Here is a 13,257-nt window from a genome sequence, read left to right as displayed (position 1 = left end):
AACCGTGGAATCCCTGAATCCAACACAGCGTCGCATTCATCAAGCTGCCTTTCGCCTGTTCGCCGAGAGAGGCACCTCACAAGTGAATATCCTTGACCTCGCGCAAGAGGCAGGCGTGGCGCGCGGAACGGTTTATAGCAACATCGACAGCATGGAAAGCCTGTTCGAGGCGGTCGCCAGCCATCTCGCGAAGGAGATGCATGAACGCGTCAACAAGAGCTTCAATTCCCTCTCTGATCCGGCTCAGCGCCTGGCCAATGGCATTCGATTGTTCATTCGTCGAGCGCACGAGGATTCCCAGTGGGGTGCATTCATCCATAAATTCGCCATGAGTAATTCTTCGTTGCGCGAAATATTTAGCAGCCAGGCGACTACGGATCTTCTGAGCGGGCTTTCCATTGGACGGTACACGTTTGCGCAGGAGCAATTGCTCTCGGTACTGACCTTGATATCGAGCAGCACCCTGGGCTCGATTTTCCTGGTACTGGAAGGTCATAAAACGTGGCGCGAATCGGGCTCCGACACCGCCGAACTGGTGCTGCGGGCATTGGGAGTGTCGCCAGAGGAGGCGCGTGCGTTGGCGACGATAGAACTGCCGGCACTTCCGCCTCTCGACTGAGCGCGTAACTGATTCAACTGGATAACGCCCCTGTTTTTTCAGGGGTTCGGGACCGTTTTGCCCAAAAAAACCCGGAAAACAACAACAATGAACAACAGAAATGAATTGCACCGGTTGGCGACACCACAACCCGCCCGGCATCCGCAGCCGACGGTGAAGGCCCAGGATCTGACCCACCTGATCTTTCAACGGCCGGACTTGAATGAGGCGGCGCATTTCCTGACCGACTTCGGTCTGACGGTCAGTCGGCAGGAGGCCGAAACGCTCTATCTACGCGCCACCGAGGCCACTTCGTACTGTTACCGTGTCCAATGGGCCGAACATGCACGTTTTATCGGGTTTGGACTTGCCGTGCGGTCCCTGGAGGACCTGCAAAAGCTCACTCAAATCCCGGGTGCGTCATCGGTAGAGAAGTCGGAGCATCCTGGCAAAGGGTATTGCGTCAGACTGACCGATCCCTCCGGATTCATTGTGGAAGCCGTTTGCGATCAGACCCCGGGCAAGCCTCTGGCACACAGAGCTCCCTTGAACTGGAATCTGGCGCACGAACAACCGCGAGTGAATGCCACGCAGCGCCCGCCGATTGCTCCACCCGAAGTGCTCAGGCTTGGCCACATCGTCATCGAAGTGGCCGACTACCAAGCGACCTGTGCCTGGTATACGCGGCATTTCGGGTTTATTCCCAGCGATGTGCAGGTACTGCCCGACGGCACGCCTATTGTTGCTTTCATGCGCCTTGACCTCGGTGACACACCCGCGGCTCACCATACGCTCGCGATTGCGCAAGGGTTCATGGCGACCTATAGCCACAGCGCTTATGAGGTCGTCGATACAGACGCCGTGGGCATGGGGCAGCGTGTTCTGCGCGAGCGCGGTTGGGAGCACTCATGGGGCATCGGCCGGCACATTCTGGGCAGTCAGATTTTCGATTACTGGCAAGACCCTTGGGGCGACAAGCATGAACATTACTGCGACGGGGATGTCTTCACGGCCGCTCGGCCTACGGGCATTCATCCGGTGAGCCCCGAGGCAATGGCGCAGTGGGGGCAGCGCATGCCCAAGAGTTTTACCAAACCCAAGATGAGCCTGGCCAACCTTATTTTGCTGATCCGCAATCTGCGACGCAGCCCGGACCTGACCATCCGAAAGTTGGTAACACTCATGCGGATGTTCGGGTAGAGCTGCCGCCATGTCGGACAACTCAACCCGGTTTGGCCGGCGGGACCTGCTTAAAGCCGGCGCTTTGATTGCTGGCGGTGCGTGGGTCTGCACCGTTGCCAGCCCCGTTTCAGAACAACACCACAGTTCCCACGCCACCGAACGTGGGACAAACGCCGCTCCAGGAGTACCTTCAATGTCTGCTGTACACGTAGTCCGCTTTGAATTTCAGAACGGTATCCACTGGGGCGTGCTTCGCCAGGGCCGTATCACAGTCATCCCCGGTGTTTTTGAAACCACCGGTGACTTCCTTCGCCAGAACAGTATCGACGACCTCGCTCAACTCAAAGGCTCGGAGCTTGCGCAGGGCGAAGTAAAACTGCTGTCGCCGGTATCCCGTAACCAGCAATTCGTCTGCCAGGGTGCCAATTACCGTCAGCACATGATCGAGTCGGGCATGGACCCGGATGCGAAGAAATTCAACATGATCTTCACCAAGGCGACGAGTTGCCTGGTGGCGGCTGATAGCGACCTGATCAAGCCGCGCCACGTGCGCTTTCTTGACTACGAGATCGAACTGGGCCTGGTGATGAAGCGCGCGATCACCGGCGCTATTACTGTCACCGACGCCAATCTGCATGAGTTCATTGCAGGCGTCGTCATTGTCAATGACTACTCGGCGCGTGACATTCAGATTCCCCAGATGCAGTTCTACAAGGGCAAGAGCTACCGCACTTTTGGCCCGGTCGGCCCGTACCTCTGCCTGCTGGATGCCAATAGCATGCATTACCTGAAAGCACTGCAGCTGCGCCTGACAGTCAACGACCAGGTGCGACAGAACGACAGCACGGCCAATCTGGTTTACGGCCCCGCTGAAACCCTGACCGAACTCTCTGCCTTGCAAGATCTCGCCGTTGGAGACCTGATTGCCACCGGTACGCCTGCCGGCTGCGCCCTGACGATCCCATCGCCTGGCAAAATGCGCGTCGCAGCCCTGTTGCCCGAAGCCACCAAGTGGAAGCTTTTCCTCAAGGCGCAGGAAGGCCGGACGCAGTACCTCAAGGCCGGTGACGTGGTCGAAGCGCGCATTCGCAGCGCCGACGGTGTGATCGACCTCGGCGTGCAACGCAACCGCGTTGTGGGGGAAGCCTGATGGTTGTGCAGACCCTGGATGACATCGAAAGTCTCGAACGAGTCCCCTTGTCGGAGCGTGGTCTGGCTTGCAGCACTTATGACGCGCTGCGACAGGCGGCCGAGCGCACCCCCCAGGCACCGGCGCTCAGTTTCTTCGCCGATGCCGCCGATTTCAAGCGCACCCACGAGTGGAACTACTCCCAACTCTTGGCGGATATCACCCGCGCAGCAAATGCCTTCGATGAAATCGGCATAAAACCGGGCGAGGTGATTGCCTTTGTTTTGCCCAATCTGCCGGAAACCCATTTCACGATATGGGGCGGGGAGGCGGCGGGCATCGTCATGGCGATCAATCCTCTGCTCGAGGCCACGCAGATGGCTGGCTTGCTGAACGCCGCGAAGGCATCCGTGGTGGTGACACTCGCGCCGACTCCAGGCAGCGACCTGTGGCCGAAACTGTCTTCGCAGCTGGATCAGTTGCCCGGGATCAGGTCTGTCGTTTGGGTCAGCATGGCGCCCTATGTCGACGAACCAGGGCGTGGGGCTCTGAAAGCCGTGGCACTGAAGGAGCGAGACTTACACAGCGGCATCGCGATCCACGATTGGCAATCGCTGATGAATACTCAGCCACACACATACCTCAAGAGCGGTCGGCAAATCCGCCAGGATGAGTGCTCCTCCTACATCTGTACGGGCGGCACCACCGGGCTTCCCAAGATCGCCGCGCGTACCCACGGCTCGGAAGTCTTCAACGCATCGGCCATCGCCGCTCACATGCAGCCACGCAATGGTGCCCAGGTCATGTTCTGTGGCCTGCCGCTATTTCATGTCAATGGCCAGCTGGTGACTGGACTGATGCCTTGGACTCATGGCGACCATGTGATTCTCGGCACGCCTCAAGGGTATCGTGGCGAGGGGGTGATCCCACGATTCTGGGAGATGGTCGAGCACTTCAGGATCAACCTTTTTTCTGGCGTGCCAACGGTCTATGCAGCACTTCTGCAAAATGAATGGCAGGGCCGCGACCTGTCCAGTCTTCGCTATGCAATCTGTGGCGCCGCACCCATGCCGGCCGAGCTTTTCCGGGAATTCGAGCGCCGGACCGGGGTGAAGATTCTTGAAGGTTACGGTCTTACCGAGGGTGCCTGCGTCTCTTCAATCAATCCGCCCCACGGCGAGCGCCGTATCGGCTCCATCGGGATACGGATCGCCTACCAGAATATGCGCGCGGTCTTGCTCAACGATTCCGGAGAGTACCTGCGCGATGCCAATGTGGATGAGATCGGCCTCATCACGATCAGTGGGCCGAACCTCTTCAATGGCTATTTGGAGGAGCGTCATAACCAGGGGCTCTGGATCGATATCGACGGTCAACGCTGGCTGAATACGGGTGACTTAGGTCGCCAGGATGCGCAGGGATACTTCTGGCTGACCGGGCGCAAGAAGGAACTGATCATTCGCGGCGGCCACAACATCGATCCCAAGCAAATCGAGGAGGCTCTGCAGGCGCACCCTGCCGTTGCCTTGGCTGCTGCCATTGGCAGTCCCGATGCCTACTCGGGCGAGGTACCGGTCGCCTACGTTCAACTGCGCCCCGGGCAAGCCTGTAATGTCGAAGAACTTGAGGCATTCGCTCATCTCAACATCAGCGAGCGGGCCGCCGTTCCAAAGCGCATTGAAATCCTCGAAGCGTTGCCACTGACTGCCGTGGGCAAGATATTCAAGCCCGCTTTGCAGCAGCGCGAAATTGCCAAAGTAGTCCAGCAGGAAGTGGAACGTCTGGGGCTTTCGGATATAGCCGTTGAAGTCGTGCAGGACAACCGTCGTGGGCAGGTTGCCTGCGTCAGGGCCGGCACTGGCCGAGAAGTCCTGGCTCCGCTCTTGGGGCGTTACAGCTTTCAAGTCGAGTGGATTAATTAAGTTTCTGATTCGTAATCTGTAAATCCGTCAGTCATGCCCTGGCGCTGTTCAGCCAGGGCCTTTGACACAACTTGGATCAACTCCAACCGGCACTGAGAAGTGCTCGGGAAGGCGAAGCCTTGCCTGCGTGCAATCAACAAAAACAATAAACAAGAGGTGGAAAATGAAACTGAATAGCTGCGTGATCCCGTGTCTCTCTGTTCAGCAAAAGTGTGCTGTCTGGATTAAGTTCAGCAGCGCCATCGCACTACTCAGCGCCTCCACCATGGCAAGCGCCAATGGCATTGCCCTGAACGAACAAAGTGCAAGCAGTGCGGGCACTGCGTATGCGGGAAGGTCGTCTTCCGCGTTGGACGCCAGCACCATCTTTGGAAACCCTGCAGGCTTGACCAAGTTGAAGCGTAGTGAGATTTCCGGCGGCGCCGCGGTCGTCTCGGTGAGCGACGACATCAGTGATGCGCAGAGCAGTGCCCCAGGAACGAATAAAGGGGACTCCGTACCTTTGGGGGTGGTGCCCTTCGCTTATATGTCGACGCCACTTGATGATCGTTTCTCGATTGGCCTGGGTCTCTATGCTCCGAGTGGTCTGATCAATGATTACGAGAGCAGTTTTCAGGGCCGCTACCATGGCTCCTATAGCACGACTAAGGAAATAACCCTTCAGCCCACCATTGCCTATCGGATCAATGATTACGTGTCCATTGGTGGCGGACCGACCATAAACCGTTTTAATGCAAAGCTTCAGAATTACCTGGCCACCGGCGCCCTTAACAACGGCGAGGACACACTGGTCACCATCAAAGGCGATGACACCGCACTTGGCTACAACGTCGGCATCTTGGTTGACTTTACTGAGGCTACCAGTTGGGGGATTAACTATCACTCGAAGGTGGACTATGAACTCAAAGGGCATACTGAGGTTTCCGGCTCCCCGAGCGTTATCCCGCTGGACGGAAACTATGACAACAAGATAGACCTTACTATGCCCGAATCCGTGGACACGTCCATCACCCATCATTTCAACAGTCGCTGGACAGGTTACCTGGGAACTACCTGGAAACGTTGGAGCCGGATCCAGAAGGTCGAGGCTGTCAACAGCGGTCTTTCCCCCCTTGGCCAGGCGGCTGGCCTGGGAAGTGTGACCGAAGAAATGAACTGGCGTGACACTTGGTCAACTGCCGTGGGCGCATCCTATCAATTGAACCAACAATGGCTGTTGCGCGCAGGCTACGCCTATGATCCTTCGCCAATCAGGAATGCCGATCGCAGCGTGCGCATTCCGGTTGGGAATCGCCAAGCCGTGACCTTGGGTGGTGCTTATTCGCCGAACTCCGATCTGACGATAGACTTTGCTTACGGTTACCTCTGGGATTCCAAAGTCTCCGTAAAGCAGCCGAACAACTCCGGACTGCAACCGGAATACAGTGCCAACTACGAAAACAGCGCGAATGGAATTTCAGTGCAGGCAACCTATCGGTACTAATCGATTTGACCCAGAGCATTTCCACTACAAATTGATTGAGTAGTTTTTCCAGCGCCCATTACTGAACCTGTCATGGGGGCTCTTTACAGCGGGCGGACGCTACGCGTTCCACGGCGTTAGTAGCCATGCCTAATCGAGGCGCTTTACCAAGCTCCTTGCTGTCGGTGCACTCTCCACAAGAGAGTCTCTGTTTTATCTCTGCGCCTGTCTGAAGGTCGTCGCTATCCGTGGCGATTTGGAAGACCCCGAACTCGCGCTCTGCGAGTTCGGGACGGCGCCACCGAAATACGCAAATCAAAGTCTAGAGGTGTTGTGTTGCCAAGCCGCTATCACTTACTTAAGTGGATGGCAGCTTTTGGCTGTGCTGTCTGTCGGGAAGGGCAACAATCGACCCGCAGGAGGCGTTTAATCCATTGAAAACAGATCCGCCTCTGCTTCGTACCGTCTGGCCAGAATCTCTGTGGTCACCCCAATGAGGTGCTTGACGAGGCTCATTTTTCATGGCAAAACTCCTAACATTAGATCTTTAGGTTTAAGTCTCGTAGGAGGTGCTATGCTTACGCAAAACGGTCAGGATCCAGCTGCAATAAAAGCCATCCCCACTGTGATCAGGGCGGCGGACCTTGCTGCCTACTCGCCGGCGAACCACACCGGCACCTCCAATGTGCGCGTGATCGGCCCTGAGACCGTGGGCGCGACGGCGCTCGAAGTGCTGGTCGGCACGATCGTGAAATCCCATGGCGCGAAGCCGCACGCGCATCCGTACCTGGAGCAATGCGCCTACATGATTGAAGGCACTGGCGAGTCGCAAGCGCAGGGTCGCGTCGACGTGATGGGCCCTGGAACCTGGACCTATGTGCCGGCGGGCGTGTTCCATTCATTTCGCGTGACCAGCGACCAGCCCGGACGGCTGCTGGTCGTCTATACGCCGCCTTATGGCGAGAACCCGGCGCAGACGATCACGGAGCCCGACCCTGCGGTTGCTGAGTGTGGCGACGTCCGCGTGCTGACCGGCGACGCCGCCGCCACCGGCAGGGTGCCACTTATCGACCGCGACACCGTCGGCGCGCAGTGGGTCGACATCTCGGCACTGCGGATGCTTGCCGGCAGCGCAGTGGCCTGCACGACCGAGCCCGACGCCGAGCAGGTTCTCTACGTCGAAGACGGACAGATCGAGGCGCACGTCGACGGGCAGGACTTCAGTCTCGCGACGGGCGACTTCCTGTTTCTACCTTGCGGGGTTTCCACAGCCCTGCGCTGCCCGCCGGAGCAGTCCGCATCCGGCTTTCTCATTCAAGGACGGCTTCCCACCACCGCTTCACTCCCAACAACAAAAGGAAACAACGCATGAACGCTAAATTTCCCACGCAGCAAAAAACTTCCACCGGCGCGTTGCTGCCATTGGTCGGCCTTCCGCAGGACACTCTGCTGACCGTCAACATCGAGCAGATCCCACTGATCAAGGATGTCTTCCCGGGCATCCACATTCAGCCGTTACGCATTGACCCGGAGCGCGGCGAGTGGGTCATCAAGGCCATCGTGGAACCCGGTGCCTCCCTGCCGATTCACTACCACACCGGTACGGCGCAGGTGTGGACAATCCAGGGCTGCTGGAAGTATCTCGAGTACCCAGACCAGCCACAGACGGCGGGCTCCTACCTGTTCGAGCCGGGCGGCTCGGTGCACACCTTCTACACCCCCAAGGAGAACACCGAAGACACCATCACCATCGCCTGGATCGAAGGCGCGCAGGTCAGCTTTAACGAGGACGGCACCTTCCACTCAATGAATGACGCGCTTTCGATCCAGTACGTGCTCGAGACCCTCGCAAAGGAGCGCGGTCTCGCGTTGCCCTACGTCCGCGGCAACAGCGCCGACATAGCCGGTTCCTGACCGCAAAAGAGGAGCACGGACCGAATGAATAACAACTCAAGCCAGGGCGGGCCGCTTGCCGGCCTGCGCATTATCGACATCACCGAAGTCGTCATGGGACCTTCGGCCACGCAGATGCTGGCTGACCTTGGCGCCGACGTGATCAAGGTGGAGCCGCCCGGTGGCGACATGCTGCGCGCCACCGGGCCCGGTGGCCGCGCTGGCGCCGGTCCGCTGTTCCTCAACCTCAACCGCAACAAGCGCAGTATCGTGCTGGACCTCAAGAATCCTGTCGGCAAGGAGGCGCTGCTGAAACTGGCGCAGACGGCCGACGCGCTGATCTACAACGTGCGGCCGCAGGCCATGCAGCGGCTCGGGCTGGATTACGAAGCGGTACGGCAGGTGAACCCGCGCATTATCTATGTCGGCACCTTCGGTTTCAGCCAGCGCGGCCGCTATGCGGCCTCGCGCGCCTTCGACGATCTGATCCAGGCCGCCGTCGCGATCCCCGAGGCCAGCGTGCGGGCGGGGGCCGAAGTACCGCGCTATGCGCCGCTCAACCTCTCGGACCGGGCGACGGGCCTGTACGCGTTTGGTGTGATCTGCGCCGCGTTGTTGGCGCGCGAACGCACGGGTCGCGGCCAGTCGGTCGATGTGCCGATGTTCGAGACGACCGCGCAGATGATGCTGGGCGATCACCTTTACGGCCACACGTTCATCCCGCCGCGCGGTGGCTTCGGCTATCCGCGACTGCTCAACCCGCATCGGCGGCCATATGCCACGCAGGACGGTCTTGTCTGCCTGGTCGTCTACACCGACGACCAGTGGAAGGCCTTTATGCGCGTGGTCGGCGAGGCCGAGCGGTTCGAGAGCGACCCGCGGTTTGCCGACGGTGAATCACGCACGCAGCATGTCGAAGTGCTGTACGAAATTCTCTCCGACAAGCTGAAAACCAAGACCACGAAAGAATGGGAAGAGTTGCTGGTGCCGCTCGGCATCCCGGTGCTCCCGGCGCATACCTTCGAGACCCTGCTGGAGGATCCGCACCTGAAGGACATTGGCTTCTTCCAACAATTCGAGCACCCCACCGAGGGCGTGTTGCGGACCATGGCGGTGCCGAGCGAATGGCCGCAATCGCCGCTGCCGCCGTTGCGCCCGCCGCCGCTGTTGGGTGAGCACAGCGAGGAAGTGCTCGCGGAGGCTGGCTACTCGCCCGAGCAGATTCGCGAGATGGTGCTGACCAACGTGACCCAGGTGACGACGGCAACCAAGGAAACGGAGGCCAGGACATGACGACGGTCCTTCAAGAAAGCCGGCAGGACGGCCGGCTGATTCTCACCATCGACCGCCCGGAGCGCCGCAATGCGCTCAACGCGGATGTCATCGCGGCGCTGCAGCAAGCCCTGCAGCGCGCCCGGGTGGACGACTCGATCCGCGCTGTCGTGCTCACCGGCACGGGCGACGAGGCGTTCTGCGCCGGTGCCGACCTGGGCGCGGACGCCTTCGCGCTCGACTACTCCATACCGACCATCGCCTATTCCGACCTGCTGCGCACCGCCCGCACGCTTGCCGTGCCGCTTATCGCGCGGGTTAACGGTGCCTGCATGGCCGGCGGCATGGGCCTGCTCGCGATGTGTGACCTCGCCATCGCTGCCCCGCACGCGATCTTCGGCCTGCCAGAAGCGAAAGTCGGCGTGTTCCCGATGCAAGTGCTCGCCGTGTTGCAGGCCCAGGTGCCGCAGCGCTGTCTGGTGCAACTTTGCCTGACGGGTGACCCGATCGATGCCGCGAGAGCGCGCGAGATCGGCCTGATCAATGACGTGGCGGACGACCTCGACGGAGCGCTCGAGCGCCTGCTGTCGCGACTGCTCGGCAACTCGCCCACCGCGCTACGCCGCGGGCTGTATGCGATGAAGGCGATGCGCTCGATGGCGTTCGAAGAGGCGATCGCGTTCGGCGAAGGCCAGATTGGCCTGCTGGCCATGACGCAGGATGCGCGCGAGGGCATCGCCGCATTCAAGGAAAAAAGGAAACCGCAATGGACCAACAAATGAATTCGCAAGCCTCGAACAAGCTCGTGCGCATCGGCGGCGCCTCGGGCTTCTGGGGCGACAGCTGCCTCGGCCCGATGCAACTGGTGCGCCAGGGCGAGATCGACTACCTGGTGTTCGACTATCTCGCCGAGCTGACGATGTCTATCCTTGCCGGCGCACGCATGAAGCGTCCCGAGGAAGGCTACGCCATCGACTTCGTCACGGTGGCACTGCGCTCGGTGCTGAAGCAGGCCGTCGAGAAGGGCATTCGCATCGTCAGCAACGCCGGCGGCGTGAACCCGAAGGGCTGCGCCGCAGCGGTGCAGGCTCTGGCCGACGAACTGGGCGTGGTGGTGCGCATCGCGATCGTCGAAGGCGATGACGTGTTGCCACTCGCGGCTGCCATGCGGGCGGCCGGCACGGTCGGAATGTCCAACGGCGAGCCGATGCCGGAACGGTTGGTGACGGCCAATGCTTACCTTGGCGCGCTGCCGGTCGCACAGGCGCTGGACGCGGGCGCCGACATCGTCATCACCGGCCGCTGCGTCGACAGTGCGGTCACCCTCGGCGTGCTGATGCACGAATTCGGCTGGGCGCCTGACGACTTCGACCGGCTTGCTGCGGGCAGTCTCGCCGGCCACATCATCGAATGCGGCTGTCAGGCCACCGGCGGCTTGCACACTGACTGGGCCGCGGTGCCCGACTGGGCCAACATCGGTTATCCGATCGTTGAGTGCCGCGACGACGGCAGCTTCGTCGTCACCAAGCCCGCGGACACTGGCGGGCTCGTCTCGACCGGGACGGTCGGTGAGCAACTTTTGTACGAGATCGGCGACCCGGCCCGCTATCTGCTACCGGATGTGATCTGCGACTTCCGCCAGGTGCGCCTGGAGCAAGTCGGGCCGCATTGCGTGCGGGTGACCGGTGCGCGCGGCCTGCCGCCGACCACTACCTACAAGGTCAGCGCCACTGCGCCGGCGGGCTTCAAGGTGTCCGGGCAGCTCACCATCGTCGGGATCGATGCCGCCGCAAAAGCCAAGCGCACCGGCGAAGCGCTGCTCGAGCGTGGCCGCCGGTTGCTGCGCGAGAACGGGTTCGCGGACTTCCTGGCGACGCGCATCGAGCTGCTCGGCACCGAGTCGGCCTACGGCCCGCTCGCCCGGCGGTTGCCGACGCGCGAAGTCGTGCTGCGCCTGACTGTTACGCATGCCGACCGGCGCGCGCTGGAGATGTACAGCCGCGAGTTCGCCGCACCCGGCACGTCATGGTCACCGGGCACGACCGGTTCAGGTGGCCGTCCCTCCGTGTCGCCGGTCTTGCGGCAGTTTGCCTGGCTCATTGCGAAGGAGCAGGTGTCGCCGACGGTCACGCTCGGCGAGACGACGTTTACCGTGGCGTTGCCGCCGCCATCACCACAGGGGGTGTCGGAACGGTTGGTGCCCACCGAGGGTGCTCTGCCCGCCGGCCCACGCCAGACCGTGCCGCTGGTGAGAATCGCGCTCGGGCGAAGCGGCGACAAGGGCGACACGTCCAATATCGGCCTGATCGCCCGCCATCCGGCACTGTTGCCGGTGCTGATCGAGCAGGTGACACCCGAACGCGTGAAGGATTACCTCGGCCACCTGGTGCAGGGGCCGGTGCATCGCTACGAACTGCCCGGCATTCAAGCCATCAACCTCCTATGCGAGCGCGCGCTGGGCGGCGGCGGCATGGCGTCGCTGCGCAACGACCCGCTCGGCAAGGGCATGGCGCAGATGCTGCTCGACATGCCGGTCGAGGTGCCCGAAAACCTGTTGCAGGAACTGCCCGCATGAATTTCGATTTATCGGAAGACCAGCTCGCGATCCGCGACGCCGTCGAGGCGATTTGCGCCGACTTCGGTGCCGATTACTGGCTCGAGCGCGAGCGCGACGGACGCTGGCCGAGTGAATTCTGCGACACCATCGCCCGCGGCGGCTGGTTCGGCGTGACTATGCCCAAAGAGCATGGCGGCGCCGGCCTCGGCATATCGGAAGCCGCAATGGTGATGCGCACCATCGGCAAGCTCGGCTCGGCGGCGGTGTCGTCGGTGCATCTGAACCTGTTCGGCCCGCAGCCCATGGTCGTATTCGGCAGCGAGGCGCAGAAGCGGCGTTTTCTGCCGCCATTGATCGAAGGCACGGATCGCGCCTGCTTCGGCGTGACCGAGCCGAACATCGGTTCTGATACCACACGCATCAGAACCTTCGCGCGCCGCGCGGGCGACCGCTACATCGTCAACGGCCAGAAGGTCTGGACCTCGACCGCGCAGCACGCCAACAAGATCCTGCTGGTGGCCCGAACGACGCCGATTGAGGAATGCGCGAGGCCGATGGACGGCGTCACGCTGTTTTATACGGACCTCGACCGCAAGCATGTGCGCATCTGCGAGATCGAGAAGATGGCGCGCAAGGCCGTGGACTCGAACGAACTGTTCATCGACGGGCTGGAGATCCCGGTCGAGGATCGCATCGGCGAGGAAGGCCAGGGGTTCAGGTATCTGCTGCACGGTCTGAACCCGGAGCGCATCCTCGTCGCGGCCTCTGCGCTCGGTGCCGCGCAGACGGCGCTGACGAGGGCGACGGACTATGCCAGGGAACGCGTCGTGTTCGGGCGGCCGATCGGCATGAACCAGGCGATCCAGCATCCACTGGCCGAATGCTGGATGCGCCTGCAAGCAGCCGAGCTGCTGATGTGGAAGGCGGCGGCGCTCTATGACCTCGGCAAGCCCTGCGGCGTCGAGGCCACGGCGGCGAAGTACCTGGCGGCCGAGGCCAGTTTCGAGACGTCATTGCGTGCTGTGCGCACACACGGCGGATTCGGCTATGCCACGGAGTACCACGTCGAGCGCGGCCTGCGCGAAAGCGTGCTGTCGCTGGTCGCGCCGGTTACCCAGGAGCTCGCGCTGTGCTACGTCGCCGAGCAGGCGCTCGGCCTGCCGAAGTCCTATTGATCTGCGCAACGAACCAACACGCCTTCCTCATTGGTATTCGCGCCGAACCGTTTAAACAGTTGCAGTA

At 61.2% G+C, this 13,257-nt stretch carries 11 protein-coding genes; all 11 read left to right on the top strand.

The features are described from left to right. Positions 1–4: 4 nt before the first annotated feature. The gene (locus ACA048_RS14740; protein WP_497625085.1) at positions 5–619 is read left to right on the top strand and encodes a TetR/AcrR family transcriptional regulator; all 615 of its coding nucleotides are present in this window, start codon (positions 5–7) and stop codon (positions 617–619) included. An 87-nt stretch (positions 620–706) separates the two neighbouring features. After that, positions 707–1,798, top strand: coding sequence for a VOC family protein (locus ACA048_RS14735; protein ID WP_497625084.1), 1,092 nt, complete (start codon positions 707–709; stop codon positions 1,796–1,798). 175 nt (positions 1,799–1,973) lie between these two features. Beyond that, positions 1,974–2,930: a fumarylacetoacetate hydrolase family protein gene (locus tag ACA048_RS14730; RefSeq protein ID WP_497625083.1), complete on the top strand. Its 957-nt coding sequence runs from the start codon at positions 1,974–1,976 to the stop codon at positions 2,928–2,930. Further along, positions 2,930–4,831, top strand: coding sequence for an acyl-CoA synthetase (locus ACA048_RS14725; RefSeq protein ID WP_497625082.1), 1,902 nt, complete (start codon positions 2,930–2,932; stop codon positions 4,829–4,831). The genes ACA048_RS14730 and ACA048_RS14725 overlap by 1 nt, the downstream gene beginning before the upstream one ends. A 163-nt stretch (positions 4,832–4,994) precedes the next feature. Next, positions 4,995–6,314 carry an outer membrane protein transport protein gene (locus ACA048_RS14720; RefSeq protein ID WP_497625081.1) on the top strand — a complete coding sequence of 440 codons (1,320 nt, stop codon included), beginning with the start codon at positions 4,995–4,997 and terminating at the stop codon, positions 6,312–6,314. Positions 6,315–6,867: 553 nt separating this feature from the next. Next, entirely contained in the window at positions 6,868–7,665 is a 798-nt protein-coding gene (locus ACA048_RS14715) for a cupin domain-containing protein (RefSeq protein ID WP_497625080.1), read from the top strand. Then, positions 7,662–8,207, top strand: coding sequence for a 2,4'-dihydroxyacetophenone dioxygenase family protein (locus ACA048_RS14710; RefSeq protein ID WP_497625079.1), 546 nt, complete (start codon positions 7,662–7,664; stop codon positions 8,205–8,207). The genes ACA048_RS14715 and ACA048_RS14710 overlap by 4 nt, the downstream gene beginning before the upstream one ends. Before the next feature lie 24 nt (positions 8,208–8,231). Next, entirely contained in the window at positions 8,232–9,479 is a 1,248-nt protein-coding gene (locus ACA048_RS14705) for a CaiB/BaiF CoA transferase family protein (protein ID WP_497625078.1), read from the top strand. Further along, positions 9,476–10,240 carry an enoyl-CoA hydratase-related protein gene (locus ACA048_RS14700; protein ID WP_497625077.1) on the top strand — a complete coding sequence of 255 codons (765 nt, stop codon included), beginning with the start codon at positions 9,476–9,478 and terminating at the stop codon, positions 10,238–10,240. Before ACA048_RS14705 ends, ACA048_RS14700 begins: the two co-directional genes overlap by 4 nt. Next, positions 10,225–12,033: an acyclic terpene utilization AtuA family protein gene (locus tag ACA048_RS14695; RefSeq protein ID WP_497625076.1), complete on the top strand. Its 1,809-nt coding sequence runs from the start codon at positions 10,225–10,227 to the stop codon at positions 12,031–12,033. Before ACA048_RS14700 ends, ACA048_RS14695 begins: the two co-directional genes overlap by 16 nt. Then, a complete protein-coding gene (locus tag ACA048_RS14690) occupies positions 12,030–13,190 on the top strand; it encodes an acyl-CoA dehydrogenase family protein (RefSeq protein WP_497625075.1) in 1,161 nt (386 codons plus the stop codon). The genes ACA048_RS14695 and ACA048_RS14690 overlap by 4 nt, the downstream gene beginning before the upstream one ends. The last annotated feature ends 67 nt before the right edge of the window (positions 13,191–13,257 follow it).

This window comes from Pseudomonas sp. LBUM1659, from assembly GCF_059716045.1.
This window is presented reverse-complemented; position numbering and strand designations above follow the sequence as displayed.

Excerpts from the sequence above, each read along its gene's own strand:
- ACA048_RS14710 (WP_497625079.1), top strand. The coding sequence starts at position 7,662 with ATGAACGCTAAATTTCCCACGCAGCAAAAAACTTCCACCGGCGCGTTG.
- ACA048_RS14690 (WP_497625075.1), top strand. The coding sequence starts at position 12,030 with ATGAATTTCGATTTATCGGAAGACCAGCTCGCGATCCGCGACGCCGTC.
- ACA048_RS14705 (WP_497625078.1), top strand. The coding sequence starts at position 8,232 with ATGAATAACAACTCAAGCCAGGGCGGGCCGCTTGCCGGCCTGCGCATT.
- ACA048_RS14720 (WP_497625081.1), top strand. The coding sequence starts at position 4,995 with ATGAAACTGAATAGCTGCGTGATCCCGTGTCTCTCTGTTCAGCAAAAG.
- ACA048_RS14725 (WP_497625082.1), top strand. The coding sequence starts at position 2,930 with ATGGTTGTGCAGACCCTGGATGACATCGAAAGTCTCGAACGAGTCCCC.
- ACA048_RS14695 (WP_497625076.1), top strand. The coding sequence starts at position 10,225 with ATGGACCAACAAATGAATTCGCAAGCCTCGAACAAGCTCGTGCGCATC.
- ACA048_RS14735 (WP_497625084.1), top strand. The coding sequence starts at position 707 with ATGAACAACAGAAATGAATTGCACCGGTTGGCGACACCACAACCCGCC.
- ACA048_RS14700 (WP_497625077.1), top strand. The coding sequence starts at position 9,476 with ATGACGACGGTCCTTCAAGAAAGCCGGCAGGACGGCCGGCTGATTCTC.
- ACA048_RS14715 (WP_497625080.1), top strand. The coding sequence starts at position 6,868 with ATGCTTACGCAAAACGGTCAGGATCCAGCTGCAATAAAAGCCATCCCC.
- ACA048_RS14730 (WP_497625083.1), top strand. The coding sequence starts at position 1,974 with ATGTCTGCTGTACACGTAGTCCGCTTTGAATTTCAGAACGGTATCCAC.